This is a genomic window from Amycolatopsis sp. NBC_00345 (assembly GCF_036116635.1).
Lineage (GTDB): Bacteria > Actinomycetota > Actinomycetes > Mycobacteriales > Pseudonocardiaceae > Amycolatopsis.
Window position 1 is genome coordinate 10,335,974 of record NZ_CP107995.1, and the last position, 15,907, is coordinate 10,351,880.

Genomic DNA, 15,907 nt, shown 5'->3' on the forward strand with positions numbered 1-15,907 from the left:
GACTAGTTGGCTTGATCGACCCGTCGCGCGTGGGGTACCCGGTGCGGCGGCGGGGCGGATGAAAGGATGGCGGCGTGTCTAGTACCTGGTTCTGGATCGTTGTCGTCGCCGTCGTCGTCCTGGTCGCCGTGCTGGTGTCCGGGCTGCTCATCGCCCGTCGGCGGCGGATCAGCCTGGACAAGGCCCGCGAGGTCGCGGCGAAGCCGAAGCGCGGCAGCTACACCGCGTCGGGCGGCATCGCGCTGGCCCCTGGCGGCGAAGCGGCAGTGTCCCCCGTAGAACCCGCCGAGCATCCCGTGGACGACCGGCCGGAGGTCGACGGGCAGCCCGCGGTGGGCGACGACGCCGCGGTGCCGCGCGACTCCGGCCAGCGCACGGTGCGCGACGTCAAGCTGCCCGAGCCGGACGTGTCCGACACCGACGAGGTCACGGCCGCCGCGGAGATCGAGGAGATCGACCCCGCCACCGGGCGGCTGGAGCGGCTGCGCGGGCGGCTGTCGAAGTCGCGCTCGGTGTTCGGGCAGAGCCTGCTGGGCCTGCTCGGCGCGGGTGACCTCGACGAGGACTCCTGGCAGGAGGTCGAGGACACGCTGCTGGTCGCCGACCTCGGCGCGGCCACGACCGACCAGATCGTGCAGCGCCTGCGCGACGAGCTGAGCCGCAAGGCCGTGCGCTCGTCCGCCGAGGCGCGCGCGGTGCTGCACGAGGTGCTGACCGCCGCCCTGTCGACCGACGGCCACCGCGCCGTCCGTGCCCTGCCGCACCAGGTGGACGGGCAGAAGCAGCCCGCCGTGGTGCTCGTCGCGGGGGTGAACGGCACCGGCAAGACCACCACCACCGGCAAGCTCGCGCGGGTGCTCGTGGCGCAGGGCAGCACGGTGGTGCTCGGCGCGGCGGACACCTTCCGCGCCGCCGCCGCCGAGCAGCTGCAGACCTGGGGCGAGCGCGTGGGCGCGACAGTCGTGCGCGGCAAGGAAGGCGCGGACCCGGCGGCGGTCGCGTTCGACGCCGTCAAGCGCGGCATCGAGGACGGCGTGGACGCGGTGCTGGTGGACACCGCCGGCCGGCTGCACACCAAGACCGGGCTGATGGACGAGCTCGGCAAGGTCAAGCGAGTCGTCGAGAAGCAGGCGAAGGTCGACGAGGTGCTGCTGGTCCTCGACGCCACCACCGGCCAGAACGGCCTCGCGCAGGCGCGGGTGTTCGCCGAGGTCGTCGACGTCACCGGCATCGTGCTGACCAAGCTCGACGGCACCGCGAAGGGCGGCATCGTCTTCCAGGTCCAGCGCGAGCTGGGCGTGCCGGTCAAGCTCGTCGGCCTCGGCGAGGGCCCGGACGACCTGGCCCCGTTCGAGCCGGGCGCCTTCGTGGACGCACTGCTGGGCTGACTGTCCGATGGGCACGGGTGCGGTCGTCTCGGTCGAGGGCGGCAACGCCAGGTACGACGTTCAGGTGGATACCAAGCCCGGCAACTGAAAACCCGGTGACAGGCCGGTCTCTCCGGGCGGACACTTCTGATCGTGCCGCCCGAGGAGACCGCCGTGATCATCGAAGGCCCGCGCGTCCGCCTGCGCCCGTTCACCGAGCCGGACCGCGATCGGGCGCGGGACATCCTCGCCACGCCCGAAGTGGCGCGATGGTGGGGCGAGGCCGAGGAAGAGGCCGACAGCCTGCTGGAGGTCGAAGAGGGCTTTTCCAGCTATGCCATCGAGTTCGAGGGCGAGACCGTCGGCCTGATCCAGAGTTCCGAGGAGCTGGACCCGGAGTTCCGGCACGCCGGCATCGACATCGCCGTCGACCCGCGGTGGCACGGCCGCGGCTTCGGCGCCGAGGCGATCCGCGTGCTCGCCGCGCACCTGTTCGCGCAGGGGCACCACCGGCTCACCATCGACCCGGCGGTGGCCAACACCCGGGCCGTGCACGTGTACGAGAAGCTCGGCTTCCGGCCGGTCGGCGTGATGCGGTCCTACGAGCGCGGCACCGACGGAATCTGGCACGACGGGCTGCTGATGGACATGCTCGCCGGCGAACTCGTGGGCGACGACGCCGGTTAGCGCCAGCGGGGTCAGGTGACCGGCAGCTGCTGCGAGAGCCGGTCGGCGATCTTCTGCACCACGGGCGCGATGTGCGCGACCGCGTCCGTGGTCAGCCGTCCCGAGGGGCCGGACACCGAGACCGCGGCGGGCACGGGCGCGCCGGGCACGGCCACCGCGATGCAGCGGACGCCCAGCTCCTGCTCGGCCTCGTCCAGCGCGTACCCCTGGCCCGCGATCCGGGTCAGCTCGGCGGCGAGCGCGGCCGGGTCGGTGAACGTGTGCTCGGTGTAGGCGGGCATGCCGGTGCGGTCGAGCAGCGCGGCGACGTCGTCGGCCGGCAGTTGCGCGAGCATCGCCTTGCCGACGCCGGTGCCGTGTGGCAGCAGCCGGCGGCCGACCTCGGTGAACATCCGCATCGAGTGCTTCGACGGCACCTGTGCCACGTACACCACTTCGTCGCGTTCCAGCACCGCGAGGTTGGCCGTCTCGCCGACCTCCTCCACCAGCTCGACCAGCAGCGGCCGCGCCCAGGCGCCGAACTGCATGCTCGCGTTCTCGCCGAGCCGGATCAGCCGCGCGCCGAGCGCGTAGCGGCGGTTGGTGTTCTGCCGCACGTAGCCGAGGTCGACCAGCGTCCGGATCAGCCGGTGGATCGTCGGCATCGGCAGCCCGGACAGCGTCGCGAGCTCCGAGAGGCTGGCCTCCCCGCCGGTGTCGGCGAGGTGTTCCAGCAGCTCGAAGGCGCGTTGCAGGGACTGGACGCCGCCGTCTCGTCCGCTTTTCTCAGCCGCCACCGTGGTCCTCCTCACAGGTCCGGGCTCTGCCGTTTGAGCTTCCGCTATGCAGAAACTATAGTCCGTCAGGTAAAAACCGTAGGGACGTTATCCAAAGCACGACTCGGGGTGTTTCGCATGTCTGAAGTCCAGGTCCTCGGCGGCTCTGTCGAGCGCGGCGACGAGATCCTGACGCCGGAAGCCCTCGCCTTCCTGGCGGGGCTGCACGACGCGTTCGCGGGCCGCCGGGACGAACTGCTCGTCGCCCGCGGCAAGCGCCGCGAGGAGGCCCGCACCACCGGCCGGCTCGACTTCCTGCCGGAGACCCAGGGGGTCCGCGACGGCGACTGGCAGGTCGCCGGGGCGCCGCCGGCGCTGCGTGACCGCCGGGTGGAGATCACCGGTCCCACCGACCGCAAGATGACCATCAACGCCCTCAACTCCGGCGCCAAGGTGTGGCTCGCCGACTTCGAGGACGCCAACACCCCGCACTGGGCGAACGTCGTCTCCGGCCAGGTCAACCTGCGCGACGCCATCCGCGGCGACATCACGCTGGAGAGCGGCGGCAAGAGCTACGCGCTGAAGGACGACGTCGAGCACGCCACCATCGTGGTCCGCCCGCGCGGCTGGCACCTCGACGAGCGCAACCTGACCTTCGGCGCGCGCTTGGGCGTCGGCGCGCTGGTCGACTTCGGCCTCTACTTCTTCCACAACGCCGCCGAGCTGCTCAAGCGCGGCAAGGGCCCGTACTTCTACCTGCCGAAGATGGAGAGCCACCTCGAAGCGCGGCTGTGGAACGACGTGTTCACCCACGCCGAGAAGGAGCTGGGCATCGAGCACGGCACGATCCGCGCGACCGTGCTGATCGAGACCATCCCGGCCGCGTTCGAGATGGAGGAGATCCTCTACGAGCTGCGCGAGCACGCGTCGGGCCTGAACGCGGGCCGCTGGGACTACCTGTTCAGCGTGATCAAGTACTTCCGCGACGCCGGCGAGAAGTTCGTGCTGCCGGACCGCAACTCGGTCACCATGACCGCGCCGTTCATGCGCGCCTACACCGAGCTGCTCGTGCGCACCTGCCACAAGCGCGGCGCGTTCGCGATCGGCGGCATGGCCGCGTTCATCCCGAGCAAGGACCCGGCCGTCAACGAGGGCGCGTTCAAGAAGGTCCACGACGACAAGGCGCGGGAGGCCGGCGACGGCTTCGACGGCTCGTGGGTCGCGCACCCGGGCATGGTTTCGCTGTGCCGCGAGGAGTTCGACCAGGTGCTCGGCGACAAGCCGAACCAGCTCGACCGCACCCGCGACGAGGTGAGCGTGACCGCCGACCAGCTGCTCGACGTCGCCTCGACGCCGGGCAGCGCCACCGCGGCCGGGCTGCGCGCGGCCGTCGAGGTCGGCATCCGCTACATCGCCTCGTGGCTGAGCGGCAACGGCGCGGCGGCCATCCACAACCTGATGGAGGACGCCGCCACCGCCGAGATCTCGCGTTCGCAGGTCTGGCAGTGGGTCAAGAACGGCACGGTGCTCGACACCGGCGACCGGGTCACCGCGGAGCTGGTGCGCGGCGTGCTGGCCGACGTCCGCGGCGAGCTGGCCTCGGACGTCAAGGAAGAGCTGCTGGCCCCGGCCGTCGAGCTGTTCGAGCAGGTCGCGCTGGCCGACGAGTTCCCGGACTTCCTCACGCTCCCGGCGTACGAGCGCATCAAGTAATGGGCTGTGTCCGTTGAACAACACTGGCCGGCTCTCCGAGGACGTTTACACCGCCGCCGACGCGCGTCTCGCGGATGCCGACGCGCGCGTCGCGGCCCTGTACCCCGGTGAGCCGCCGGGACGCCGGCCCGTGCACACCGTGTACGTGCCGGCGTCCCAGTACCGCACGCGCCTGGTCGCCGACTGGGGCAAGCGGGCGATGCGGGTGTTCATCGAGGAGGGCGACCGGCTCGGCCTCACGCCGGACGTCGCCGAACGCGTGCGCGCCAAGCTGTTCACGGAGCCGATCGAGGACCTGCGGATCGACTTCGAGGACGGCTACGGCCACCCGGGCGACGACGTGGAGGACGCCGCCGCGCTGGCCGCCGGGCAGACGCTCGCGACCACCGGCGGCACGCCGTTCGTCGGAATCCGGTTCAAGAGCTTCGAAGCCGCGACGCGACGGCGCGGCATCCGCACCCTCGACCTGTTCCTCTCCGGCCTGCTGGAGAACGGCCCGCTGCCCGGCGGCTTCGTGGTCACGCTGCCCAAGGTGACGGCAGTCGAGCAGGTCGAGGTGGCCGCGGATGTGCTGGCCCGGCTGGAATCCGCGTACGGCCTCGCCGAGGGCGCGCTGCGGTTCGAGGTGCAGATCGAGACCGCGCAGTCGATCCTCGCTCACGACGGCACGGTGTCGGTCGCGCGTATCATCCAGGCCGCGGCCGGGCGCTGTTCCGGCCTGCACTACGGCACCTACGACTACAGCGCGGGGCTGGGCATCGCCGCCGCGTACCAGAGCATGGAGCACCCGGCGGCGGACCTGGCCAAGCAGCTCATGCAGGTCGCGGCCGCGGGCACAGGCGTGCGGCTGTCCGACGGCTCCACCAACAAACTGCCGGTCGGCGACGCCCTGCCGACGGCCTGGGCCGAGCACCTGCGGCTCGTGCGGCGTTCGCTGGAGAACGGCTTCTACCAGGGCTGGGACCTGCACCCGCACCAGTTGCCGACCCGCTTCGCGGCGACGTACGCCTTCTACCGCGAAGGCTTCCCCGACGCGGCGAAGCGGCTTCGCGACTACGCCGACCAGACATCGGGCGGAGTGCTCGACGAGCCCGCGACGGCTGAGGCGCTCGCGAGGTACCTGCTTGGCGGCTTGCACTGCGGTGCGCTGGAGGAGTCCGAGCTGCCGTTCGACCGGACGGAGCTGGACCGCTACTCCCGGCGCCTGGCCTAAATCCGTTTGGGTAGAATTCCGGCGGTCTTTGTGCAGGGTGGGAAGGAAGACATGTCGGTCGAAACACTGGAGTTCCAGTCCGAGGCACGCCAGCTGCTGCAGTTGATGATCCATTCGATCTATTCGAACAAGGACATCTTCCTGCGGGAGCTGATCTCCAACGCCTCGGACGCGCTGGACAAGCTGCGCCTGGAGTCGTACCGGGACAAGGATCTGCAGGCGGACACCGACGACCTGCACGTCGAGATCGCGATCGACGCCGAAGCCCGCACGCTCACCGTGCGCGACAACGGGATCGGCATGAGCCGTGACGACGTCGTCGGCCTGATCGGCACCATCGCGAAGTCCGGCACCGCGGAGTTCCTGCGCAGGCTCAAGGAGTCGCAGGAGGCAGCCGGCTCGCAGGACCTGATCGGCCAGTTCGGCGTCGGCTTCTACTCGAGCTTCATGGTCGCGGACAAGGTCACGCTGGTGAGCCGCCGCGCGGGCACGGACGAGGGCGTCCGCTGGGAGTCCGAGGGCGAGGGCACTTACACGATCGAGCCGGTCGAGGACGCGCCGCAGGGCACCGCCGTCACGCTGCACCTGAAGCCGGCCGACGACGAGGACAACCTCTTCGACTACACGTCGCCGTGGAAGGTCCGCGAGATCGTCAAGCGGTACTCGGACTTCATCACCTGGCCGGTCCGGATGGTGAAGCAGAACCCGCTGGAGCCCGACAGCGCTGAAGCCGAAGCCGACGCTGAGAAGGTGCCCGAGCAGGAGACGGTCAACTCGCGCAAGGCGCTGTGGGCGCGGCCGTCGTCGGAGGTCTCCGAGGACGAGTACCACGAGTTCTACAAGCACATCAGCCACGACTGGAACAACCCGCTCGAGACCGTCCGGATGCAGGCGGAGGGCACGTTCGAGTACCAGGCGCTGCTGTTCATCCCGGCTCAGGCGCCGGTGGACCTGTTCATGCGCGACAGCAAGCGCGGCGTGCAGCTGTACGTCAAGCGCGTGTTCATCATGGACGACTGCGAAGCGCTGATGCCGAACTACCTGCGCTTCGTGAAGGGTGTCGTCGACGCGCAGGACCTGTCGCTGAACGTCTCGCGCGAGATCCTGCAGCAGGACCGGCAGATCCGGATGATCCGGCGGCGGCTGGAGAAGAAGGTGCTCTCCACGGTCAAGTCGATGATGGCCGAGGACGCCGAGAAGTACGCGACGTTCTGGCGGGAGTTCGGCCGCGCTGTCAAGGAGGGCCTGCTCGACGACCCGGAGAACCGCGAGTCGATCCTGGAGATCTCCTCGTTCGCCTCCACCGAGGACGCCGAGAAGCCGACCTCGCTGCGTGCGTACGTGGCGCGGATGAAGGACGGCCAGGAGCACATCTACTACATCACCGGCGAGTCGCGCACGACGATCGAGAACTCGCCGCACCTGGAAGCGTTCCGCGCCAAGGGTTACGAGGTGCTGATCCTGACCGACCCGGTCGACGAGATGTGGGTCGACTCGGTGCCGGGCTTCGACGGGAAGCCGCTGCAGTCCGTGGCCAAGGGCGAGGTGGAGCTGGACCCGGCTTCGGAGGAGCAGCAGACGGAGTACACCGACCTGCTGTCCTGGATGACGACCACGCTGGCGGACACCGTCAAGGAGGTCCGGCTCTCGTCGCGGCTGACCACGTCGCCCTCGTGCATCGTCGGCGACACGAACGACGTCTCGCCGACGCTCGAGAAGATGTACCGCGCGATGGGCCAGGAAATGCCGCAGATCAAGCGGATCCTGGAGCTGAACCCGGAGCACCCGCTGGTCACCGGCCTGCGCGAGGCCCGCACGGCGAACCCGGACGACGCGTCGCTGGCCGAGACCGCGGAGCTGCTGTACGGCATGGCGCTGCTCGCCGAGGGCGGCGAGCTGGCCGACCCGGGCCGGTTCCTGAAGCTGGTGGCCGACCGGGCCGCGAAGGCCCTCTAGGAGACTCGTGAGTGTTTATGACGGTTAGAACCGTCATAAACACTCACGAGCCTTTCCCCGCAGCCAGCGCGAGGTAAACGTCCACCTGCGCGACGAAATCGCCCAGGTCCATGCCCAGCAGCTCGGCCGCCCGGCCGATCCGGTAGCGCAGGGTGTTGACGTGGATGTGCAGCGCCTTCGCCGCCTTGGTCGGCGAGCCCGAGCACTCCAGGAACACCCGCACGGTGCGCACGAGGTCGGAGTGCTGCTCGGCGTCGTAGTCCAGCAGCGGGCCGAGCAGCCGCCGGCGCAGTGCCGCCCGCAGGTCGCCGGAGACGCCGGCCAGCAGCAGCTGGTGCACGCCGACGTCGGCGGCCGGGACCACAGCCACGGGCCCTTCGCGGTTCGCCGCCACCGAAAGCGCGTGGCGCGCGACTTCCAGCGCCCCCTTGGCTTCCGCCGTGGGCACGGAGTCGCTGAACCCGGCGAGCAGCCGCCGCGCCGTGAGCAGGGGTTCCACTGTGGACAGAGCGACTGTCGTCTCGGCAGCCCAGTCCTCGGGCCATGACCCGTCTTCGGCGACGAGGGCGTGGGCCTCACCGGGTGCGGAGTCCGTGATGGTGAACGTCGTGTCCGCGAGCAATTCCGTGAGGACGTCGCCGGCCTCCGCGCTGCCGTCCGTCCGCAGGGCGACGGCCCGGACATAACCGGTTTCCGGCAATTTCTCCGGAAGGCGGGACCGGGCACGAGCCCGCGCCAGGCCGACCAGACCGGCCAGCTCCTCCGCCAGCTCGGTCTGCGACGCGCTCAACGGCCCGTCGACGGCGAGCAGCCACGGCACGGCGTTACGGCCGTCGACCGGCAGCACGGTCAGCCCGGCGGCGGCCGTCGGGCGGCCGTGCGCGGCGGCGAACCGGCGGACCGGCTCCGCGGGCGAGCCGGGCAGCGCCGCCGTCCCCGCGACCACCCGGGGCACGGCCGAGAGCACCCAGCACGCGGCGCCCAGCTCGGCGGCCGCGCGTTCCAGCAGCACCGGCAGCGGTGCGTCCTCGGCGGCGGCGGTCAGCAAACGTTTGCGCGCGCCGTCCGCGGCGGCCGCCAGCGCCAGCACCACCCGCTCGGTGACCACGGCGAACGACAGGTCGGGCGGCACTTCCAGCAGCGGGATCCGGTGCCGCGCGCAGGCTTCGACGACGTCGTCCGGGATGCCGCCCGAATCGGCGCCCGAGGCAGCCAGCGCGGCGGCCCCGGCGCTCGCCAGGGCGGCCACGAATGCCTCCGCGTCGCCCGGCGCGCGCCACCAGAGCAGCCCGGACAGCACCAGCTCGCCCGCCGACAGGTACCGGCCGGGGTCGGGCAGCTCGGTCACGTAGATCCGGGTCACGGGCCGGTCGAGCAGGGCGGCCGGGGTGCTCGGGTGCGGGCGCAGCCCGGGCAGGCCGAGCAGCGTTTTGACGGTGGTCATCAGGCTTGTAGGAAAGCACAAACGGGTGGTGTTCCGCTGCGTCGGCTTTCATACCGGGGCACCGTTGCCGCCCGGTGCGTTTCGGCGTGTACTGGGCTGTCTATCCGAGAAGAGGAGCCCGCGCGTGGACTTCCTGCGTCCCGAGAGCCTCGCCGAGGCGCTGGCTGTCAAGGCCGAGCGCCCCGACGCGGTGCCCATCGCCGGTGGCACCGACGTGATGGTCGAGCTGAACTTCGACCACCGCCGCCCGGCCGCGCTGCTCGACCTGAACCAGGTGAGCGAGCTGGCGCAGTGGTCGGCAAACCAGGGAGAGGTCCGGCTCGGCGCGGGCGTGCCGTACGCCCGCGTGATCGCCGAACTGGGCGAATCCCTGCCCGCGCTGGCCATGGCGTCGCGCACGGTCGGCTCGCCGCAGATCCGCAACCGCGGCACGGTGGGCGGCAACCTCGGCGCCGCCTCGCCCGCCGGCGACACCCACCCGGTGCTGCTCGCGCTCGGCGGCCGCGTGGAGGTCGCGTCGGTCCGAGGCCCGCGGTTCATTCCGGCCGACGAGTTCTACCTCGGCGTGAAGCGCAACGCGCTGGAGCCCGACGAGCTGATCACCGCCGTCCACCTGCCCGCCTCGGCCGGGCCGCAGCAGTTCGCGAAGGTCGGCACGCGCAACGCGATGGTGATCGCCGTCTGCTCGTTCGCCCTGTCGCTGCGGCCGGAGAAGGCCGAGGTCGGCGCCGCCGTCGGCTCGTCCGCGCCCACACCGCGGCGGGCCCGCGAGGCCGAGGAGTTCCTGGCCGCCGAGCTGCCATGGGGCTCGCCGGACCCGCTGGCCGACTCGCTCAAGCGCCGGTTCGGCGAGCTGGTGGCCGGGGCCGCGGCGCCGATCGACGACGTCCGCGGGAGCGCGGAGTACCGCAAGCACGCCCTGTCCGTCCTCGCCCGGCGGACGCTGACCTGGGCCTGGGACGAACATCGGGGGAGTGGCCGCGAATGCGCGTGAACGTGACCGTGAACGGCGAGGGCCGCCAGGCCGACGACGTCTGGGAGGGCGAGAGCCTGCTGTACGTGCTGCGCGAGCGGCTGGGCCTGCCCGGCTCGAAGAATGCTTGTGAGCAGGGCGAATGCGGTTCCTGCACGGTGTATCTCGACGACGTGCCGGTGTGCTCGTGCCTGGTGGCGGCCGGCCAGGTGGAGGGGCGCGCGGTGCGTACCGTCGAGGGACTCGCGGACGGCGACCGGCTCGACCCGGTGCAGCAGTCCTTTGTGGACGCCGGGGCCGTGCAGTGCGGCTTCTGCACCCCGGGACTGGTCGTCGCGGCGCACGACCTGCTGAACCGCGTCGCCCGGCCCAGCGACGAGGAGATCCGCGAGGCGCTGGCCGGGAACCTCTGCCGCTGCACGGGGTACGAGAAGATCCTGGACGCCGTCCGCTCGGCGGCCCTGACCAAGGACGCCGCAATCAAGGATGGTGTCGCGTGAAGACGCTGATTTCGAACGCCGCGATCGCCACCGTCAGCGGCCCGGAGTACGCCAGCGGGTATGTGCTGATCGACGGCGACCGCATCGCCGCCGTGGGCGAGGGCAGCTACTCCGGCTCCAGTGATGTGGACGAGCGCGTGGACGCGTCCGGCTGCCTGGTCACGCCGGGCCTGGTCAACACCCACCACCACCTCTACCAGTGGGCGACCCGCGGGATGGCGGCCGACCACACGCTGTTCCAGTGGCTCGTGGCGCTGTACCCGGTGTGGGGCCGGCTCGACGCGGGGATCACGCACGCCGCGGGCACGGCGGGAATGGCGCGGCTCGCGCTGACCGGCTGCACGACCGTCGCCGATCACCACTACGTCTTCCCCCGCGAGGGCGGTGACCAGGTCGAAGCGCTCGTCGCGGCCCGGCAGCGCATCGGCGTGCGGCTGCACCTGGTGCGCGGATCGATGGACCGCGGCGAGTCCGACGGCGGGCTGCCGCCGGACAATCTGGTCGAGACGACCGAGGCCGCGCTGCTCGGCACCGAAGCCGCGATCGACCGTTTCCACGACCCCGCGCCCGGCGCGCACCTGCGCATCGCCGCCGGGCCGTGCTCGCCGTTCTCCGTCACCGAGCGGCTGATGTCCGGCGCGGCCGAGCTGGGCCGTCGCAAGGGCGTCCGGCTGCACACGCACCTGGCCGAGACCCTGGACGAGGAGCAGCAGTGCCTCGCCGAGGTCGGCTGTACCCCGGCCGAGTACGCGGACAAGCTCGGCTGGCTGGCCGGCGACGTCTGGCTCGCGCACACCATCCACCTTTCCGCCGACGCGATCCGCCGTTTCGGCGCCACGGGCACCGGCTCGGCGCACTGCCCGACGTCCAACGGCCGGATCGGCGCGGGCATCGCCCCGGTGCGTGACCTGCTCGACGCGGGCGTGCCGGTGGGCCTCGGCGTCGACGGCGCGGCGTCCAACGAATCCGGCGGACTCGGCGAGGAGCTGCACCAGTCGTTGCTGCAGGCGCGCCAACGGGGCGGCCCGAAGGCGCTGACCACACGTGAGGCGTTGTGGCTGGGCACGATGGGCGGTGCGCGGTGCCTCGGCCGAGAGGCGGACCTGGGTTCGCTGGAGGTGGGCAAGCTCGCCGACCTGGCCGTGTGGGACCTGTCGGGGCTGAACTACGCGGGTATCACCGATCCGGTTGCCGCACTGGTGCTGGGCACGACGCCGCCGTTGTCCCGGCTGTTCGTCGGCGGCAAGGCCGTGGTGGAGGACGGCACGCTGCGCGAGGAGGACGAGTCCGCGATCGCGCGTGACCTGGCGGGCGCGAGCGCGCGGCTGCGGGAGGACCGATGACCACCACCACAACCCAGGTCACCGGCACCTCGAACGGCGTCGGCGCGAACGCCCAGCGCCCGGACGGCACGGTCAAGGTACGGGGCGAGTTCGCCTACTCCTCCGACCTCTGGCACGAGGACATGCTGTGGGGCACGACGCTGCGCAGCCCGCACCCGTACGCCCGGATCACCGGCATCGAAATCGGGGAAGCCCTTGCGGTGCCAGGGGTTTACGCCGTGCTCACGCACGAGGACGTGCCCGGCCTCAACCGTTACGGCCTGGAGCACACCGATCAGCCGGTGCTGGCCGGCGACGTGGTCCGCTACCAGGGTGAGCCGGTGGCCCTGGTCGCCGCTGACCACCCGGAGACCGCGCTCCGGGCGATGAAGCGCATCAAGGTGAGCTACGACGTGCTGGAGCCGGTGACGGATTCCGAAGCGGCTGTCGCCGGTGTCGGCGCTTCGCTGCACCCCGGCGGCAACGTTGTCCGGCATGTGCGGATCCGGCGTGGTTCCGCCGAGGCGGCGGCCGACGTCATGGTGTCCGGAGTGTACGAGGTCGGCATGCAGGACCAGGCGTTCCTCGGCCCGGAATCGGGGCTCGCGGTGCCGGACACCGAGGGCGGCGTGGACCTGTACGTCGCGACGCAGTGGCTGCACGTGGACCAGCAGCAGATCGTCGCCGCGCTCGGGCTGACGACGGAGAAGGTGCGGCTGACGCTCGGCGGTGTCGGCGGGGCGTTCGGCGGGCGCGAGGATCTGTCGATGCAGGTGCACGCGTGCCTGCTCGCGCTGCACACCGACAAGCCGGTGAAGATGGTGTACAACCGCGAGGAATCCTTCTACGGCCACGTGCACCGTCACCCCGCGAAGATGTACTACGAGCACGGCGCCACTTCGGACGGCCGTCTGGTGTACGTCCGCGCGCGGCTCTTCCTCGACGGCGGCGCGTACGCGTCTTCGACCGGCGCGGTGGTGGCGAACGCCGCGACGCTCGGGGTTGGTCCGTACACAGTGGACAACGTCGCCGTCGATTGCTGGGGCACCTACACGAACAACCCGCCGTGCGGTGCGATGCGTGGCTTCGGCGCGGTGCAGGCGGCGTTCGCGTACGAGTCGCAGATGGACAAGCTGGCCGTCGCGTGTGGACTGGACCCGGTGGACCTCCGCATCCGCAACGCGATGAGCGAGGGCTCGGTGATGCCCACCGGCCAGGTGGTGGACTCGGCGGCGCCCGTCGCGGAGCTGCTGGAACGCCTGCGCGCGCGTCCGCTTCCGCCTGAACGCGACTTCGACCTGCGGCACATGCCCGGCGGCGTCTCGAACACCACGCACGGCGAGGGCGTGGTGCGCGGGGTCGGCTACGCGGTGGGGATCAAGAACGTCTGCTTCTCCGAGGGCTTCGACGACTACTCGACGGCGCGCGTCCGGCTGCAGCTCGTCGGCGGCGAGCCCGCGGCCACCGTGCACACGGCGGCGTGTGAGGTCGGGCAGGGGCTCGTCACGATCATGCAGCAGATCGTGCGCACGGAGCTGGGCGTCGAGCAGGTCACCGTGCTGCCGATGGACACCTCGATCGGCAACGGCGGCTCGACCTCGGCATCCCGCCAGACCTACGTGACGGGCGGCGCCGTGCAGGCGGCTTGCTCCGCGGTGCGCGCCCGGCTGGTGGAGAGCCAGGCTTTGCCCGCGGGCACGCGCGTGGTGGGAGGCAAACTGGTGGACGCGTTCGGCTCGGTGGTCGGTGACCTGGCTTCGGTGCTGGAGTCGACGTCTTTTGATGAAACGACGGAATGGCGTCACCGGCCGACGTACCCGCTGGACCCGGAGACCGGCCAGGGTGTGGCGCACGTGCAGTACGGCTTCGCCGCGCACCGGGCGGTGGTGGACGTGGACGTGGAGCTGGGCCTGGTGAAGGTGGTCGCGCTGGACTGCGCGCAGGATGTCGGCAAGGCGCTGAACCCGCAGGCCGTGGTGGGCCAGATCCAGGGCGGCTCCGCGCAGGGGCTCGGGCTGGCCGTGATGGAGGAGATCCAGGTCGTCGACGGCAAGGTGCGCAACCCGTCCTTCACCGACTACCTGATCCCGACTGTGCTCGACATGCCGCCGATGGCGATCGACGTGCTGGAACGCCCGGACCCGAACGCCCCGTACGGCCTGCGCGGCGTCGGCGAGCCCCCGACCATCTCGTCCACCCCGGCCATCGCCGCCGCCATCCGCGCCGCGACGGGGCTGGCGCTGGAACGCGTGCCGGTGCGGCCGGAGCACATCACCGGCACGTAACCGGATTCTGTGGCAGGGTCTTGAACGGTCGGTGTCCGATGTGGAGCAGACGGGGAAAGCCATGGCGCACAAGGGACGAGCGAGGCTCTTCGACGCGTTGACGACGAAGGGGACGGCCTTCACCCACGAGGAGCGGCGCGAGCTGGGCCTGCTGGGGCTGCTGCCGATCGCCCAGAAGTCCATCGGCGAACAGGTCGAGCACACCTACAACGAGTTCTCCACCCGCCGTGACGACCTCGACAAGCACATCTACCTGCGCGCCCTGCAGGACCGCAACGAAACGCTGTTCTACCGCCTGCTCAGCGAGCACATCGAAGAGATGATGCCGATCGTCTACACGCCCACGGTCGGGGAGGCGTGCCAGCGGTTCAGCGAGATCTACCGGCGCCCGCGCGGCCTGTTCGTCGCCTACCCGGACCGGGCGGAGCTGCGGGAGGTGCTGCGCAACCGGCCGGACGAGGAGGTCGACGTCATCGTCGTCACCGACGGGCAGCGCATCCTCGGCCTCGGCGACCAGGGCATCGGCGGCATGGGCATCCCGATCGGCAAGCTGTCGCTGTACACGCTGATCGGCGGCATCGACCCCGCGCGCACGCTGCCGATCGTGCTCGACGTCGGCACGGACAACGTCGAACGGCGCGAGGACCCGCAGTACCTCGGCTGGCGGCACCGGCGCATCGGGGACGACGAGTACTACGCGTTCATCGAGGAGTTCGTCGCCGCCGTGCGCGAGGAGCTGCCCGACGTGCTGCTGCAGTGGGAGGACTTCGCCACCACACACGCGTTGCCGATCCTCGACCGCTACCGCGACCGGCTGCTCACCTTCAACGACGACATCCAGGGCACCGCCGCCGTCGCGCTCGGCGCGCTGCACGGCGCGGCCCAGACCGCCGGGCGGCCGCTGTCGGAGCAGCAGGTGGTGATGCTCGGCGCCGGCTCGGCCGGCATCGGCGTGCTGGAGATGATCCGGCAGGAGATGGTGTCGCAGGGCCTGTCCGACGCCGAGGCGGCCGCGCGGATCTGGGTGGTGGACTTGGGCGGACTGCTCACCGACGACCGCACCGATCTGTCCGACGGCCAGCGCCGTTTCGCCCAGCCCGCGGGCCGGGTGAAGGACTGGGCCGGGGTGCAGCTGGCGGACGTCGTGCACCAGGTCGACGTCGGCGTGCTGCTGGGCCTGTCGACGGCGGCGGGCGCGTTCACCGAGGAGATCGTCCGCGAGCTGGCCGGCAAGACCGACCGGCCGATCATCTTCCCGCTGTCCAACCCGACCAGCCGGGCCGAGGCGCACCCGCACGAGCTGGACGAGTGGACCGACGGCCGCGCGCTCGTCGCCACCGGCTCGCCCTTCGCCCCGGTCGAGCGCGCCGGGAAGAAGCGGCGGGTCGCGCAGTGCAACAACGTCTACATCTTCCCGGCGATCGGCCTGGCCGTCACGGCCGCGCGCGCCACCCGCGTGACGGACGAGATGATGCGCGTCGCAGCCAAGACCCTCGGCGAGGCCTCCCCGGCCCTGTCCGACCCCGACGAGCCCCTGCTCCCGGCGTGGGAGGACGTCCCGGAGATCGCCACACGCATCGCCACCGCGGTCGCCATCCAGGCGGTGAAGGACGGCGTCGCCCCGAAGCGCTCGGACGACGAGCTGGCCCAGCTGGTGCGTGAGGCTCGGTGGGAGCCGGAATACCGCTAGTC

The 15,907-nt window shown here is 71.2% G+C and carries 12 protein-coding genes; 10 read left to right on the forward strand and 2 right to left on the reverse strand.

Features of this window, described 5'->3' with window-relative positions; all coding sequences use genetic code 11:
• Positions 1-74 precede the first annotated feature (74 nt).
• Both ftsY and OG943_RS47265 read left to right on the forward strand, forming a co-directional pair.
• Positions 75-1,388, forward strand: coding sequence for a signal recognition particle-docking protein FtsY (gene ftsY / locus OG943_RS47260; RefSeq protein WP_328607388.1), 1,314 nt, complete (start codon positions 75-77; stop codon positions 1,386-1,388).
• A 153-nt stretch (positions 1,389-1,541) separates the two neighbouring features.
• The gene (locus tag OG943_RS47265) at positions 1,542-2,054 is read left to right on the forward strand and encodes a GNAT family N-acetyltransferase (protein ID WP_442874855.1); all 513 of its coding nucleotides are present in this window, start codon (positions 1,542-1,544) and stop codon (positions 2,052-2,054) included.
• Between the two features lie 11 nt (positions 2,055-2,065).
• On the opposite strand, the gene OG943_RS47270 is transcribed toward OG943_RS47265, so the two are convergent.
• Positions 2,066-2,830, reverse strand: a complete 765-nt coding sequence (locus OG943_RS47270; RefSeq protein ID WP_328607390.1) for an IclR family transcriptional regulator — start codon at positions 2,828-2,830, stop codon at positions 2,066-2,068.
• Positions 2,831-2,947: 117 nt separating this feature from the next.
• Between OG943_RS47270 and aceB the strand changes: the two genes are divergently transcribed.
• Genes aceB through htpG form a run of 3 tightly spaced genes read left to right on the forward strand, consistent with a single transcriptional unit; the run spans position 2,948 to position 7,691 of the window.
• The gene (gene aceB / locus OG943_RS47275) at positions 2,948-4,522 is read left to right on the forward strand and encodes a malate synthase A (RefSeq protein WP_328607391.1); all 1,575 of its coding nucleotides are present in this window, start codon (positions 2,948-2,950) and stop codon (positions 4,520-4,522) included.
• A 13-nt stretch (positions 4,523-4,535) separates the two neighbouring features.
• Positions 4,536-5,735, forward strand: coding sequence for a DUF6986 family protein (locus OG943_RS47280; protein WP_328607392.1), 1,200 nt, complete (start codon positions 4,536-4,538; stop codon positions 5,733-5,735).
• Between the two features lie 51 nt (positions 5,736-5,786).
• Positions 5,787-7,691 (forward strand): molecular chaperone HtpG, encoded by a 1,905-nt coding sequence (htpG, locus tag OG943_RS47285; protein WP_328607393.1) that lies wholly within the window; start codon positions 5,787-5,789, stop codon positions 7,689-7,691.
• 43 nt (positions 7,692-7,734) lie between these two features.
• Here the strand turns inward: htpG and OG943_RS47290 are convergent, their stop codons facing one another.
• Entirely contained in the window at positions 7,735-9,135 is a 1,401-nt protein-coding gene (locus tag OG943_RS47290; protein ID WP_328607394.1) for a helix-turn-helix domain-containing protein, read from the reverse strand.
• Between the two features lie 124 nt (positions 9,136-9,259).
• On the opposite strand from OG943_RS47290, the gene OG943_RS47295 reads away from it, so the two are divergent.
• From OG943_RS47295 to OG943_RS47315, 5 genes are read left to right on the forward strand one after another with little or no spacing between them, the layout of a single operon-like run.
• The gene (locus tag OG943_RS47295) at positions 9,260-10,129 is read left to right on the forward strand and encodes an FAD binding domain-containing protein (RefSeq protein WP_328607395.1); all 870 of its coding nucleotides are present in this window, start codon (positions 9,260-9,262) and stop codon (positions 10,127-10,129) included.
• Positions 10,120-10,608 (forward strand): (2Fe-2S)-binding protein, encoded by a 489-nt coding sequence (locus OG943_RS47300; protein WP_328607396.1) that lies wholly within the window; start codon positions 10,120-10,122, stop codon positions 10,606-10,608. The genes OG943_RS47295 and OG943_RS47300 overlap by 10 nt, the downstream gene beginning before the upstream one ends.
• Positions 10,605-11,951, forward strand: coding sequence for an 8-oxoguanine deaminase (locus OG943_RS47305; protein ID WP_328607397.1), 1,347 nt, complete (start codon positions 10,605-10,607; stop codon positions 11,949-11,951). Before OG943_RS47300 ends, OG943_RS47305 begins: the two co-directional genes overlap by 4 nt.
• Positions 11,948-14,215, forward strand: coding sequence for a xanthine dehydrogenase subunit D (gene pucD, locus OG943_RS47310; RefSeq protein WP_328607398.1), 2,268 nt, complete (start codon positions 11,948-11,950; stop codon positions 14,213-14,215). The genes OG943_RS47305 and pucD overlap by 4 nt, the downstream gene beginning before the upstream one ends.
• A 31-nt stretch (positions 14,216-14,246) precedes the next feature.
• A complete protein-coding gene (locus tag OG943_RS47315; RefSeq protein ID WP_328607399.1) occupies positions 14,247-15,905 on the forward strand; it encodes an NAD-dependent malic enzyme in 1,659 nt (552 codons plus the stop codon).
• Positions 15,906-15,907 lie beyond the last annotated feature (2 nt).

Coding starts and splice junctions, on each gene's coding strand:
- OG943_RS47290 (WP_328607394.1), bottom strand. CDS start 9,135: ATGACCACCGTCAAAACGCTGCTCGGCCTGCCCGGGCTGCGCCCGCAC.
- OG943_RS47300 (WP_328607396.1), top strand. CDS start 10,120: ATGCGCGTGAACGTGACCGTGAACGGCGAGGGCCGCCAGGCCGACGAC.
- htpG (WP_328607393.1), top strand. CDS start 5,787: ATGTCGGTCGAAACACTGGAGTTCCAGTCCGAGGCACGCCAGCTGCTG.
- aceB (WP_328607391.1), top strand. CDS start 2,948: ATGTCTGAAGTCCAGGTCCTCGGCGGCTCTGTCGAGCGCGGCGACGAG.
- pucD (WP_328607398.1), top strand. CDS start 11,948: ATGACCACCACCACAACCCAGGTCACCGGCACCTCGAACGGCGTCGGC.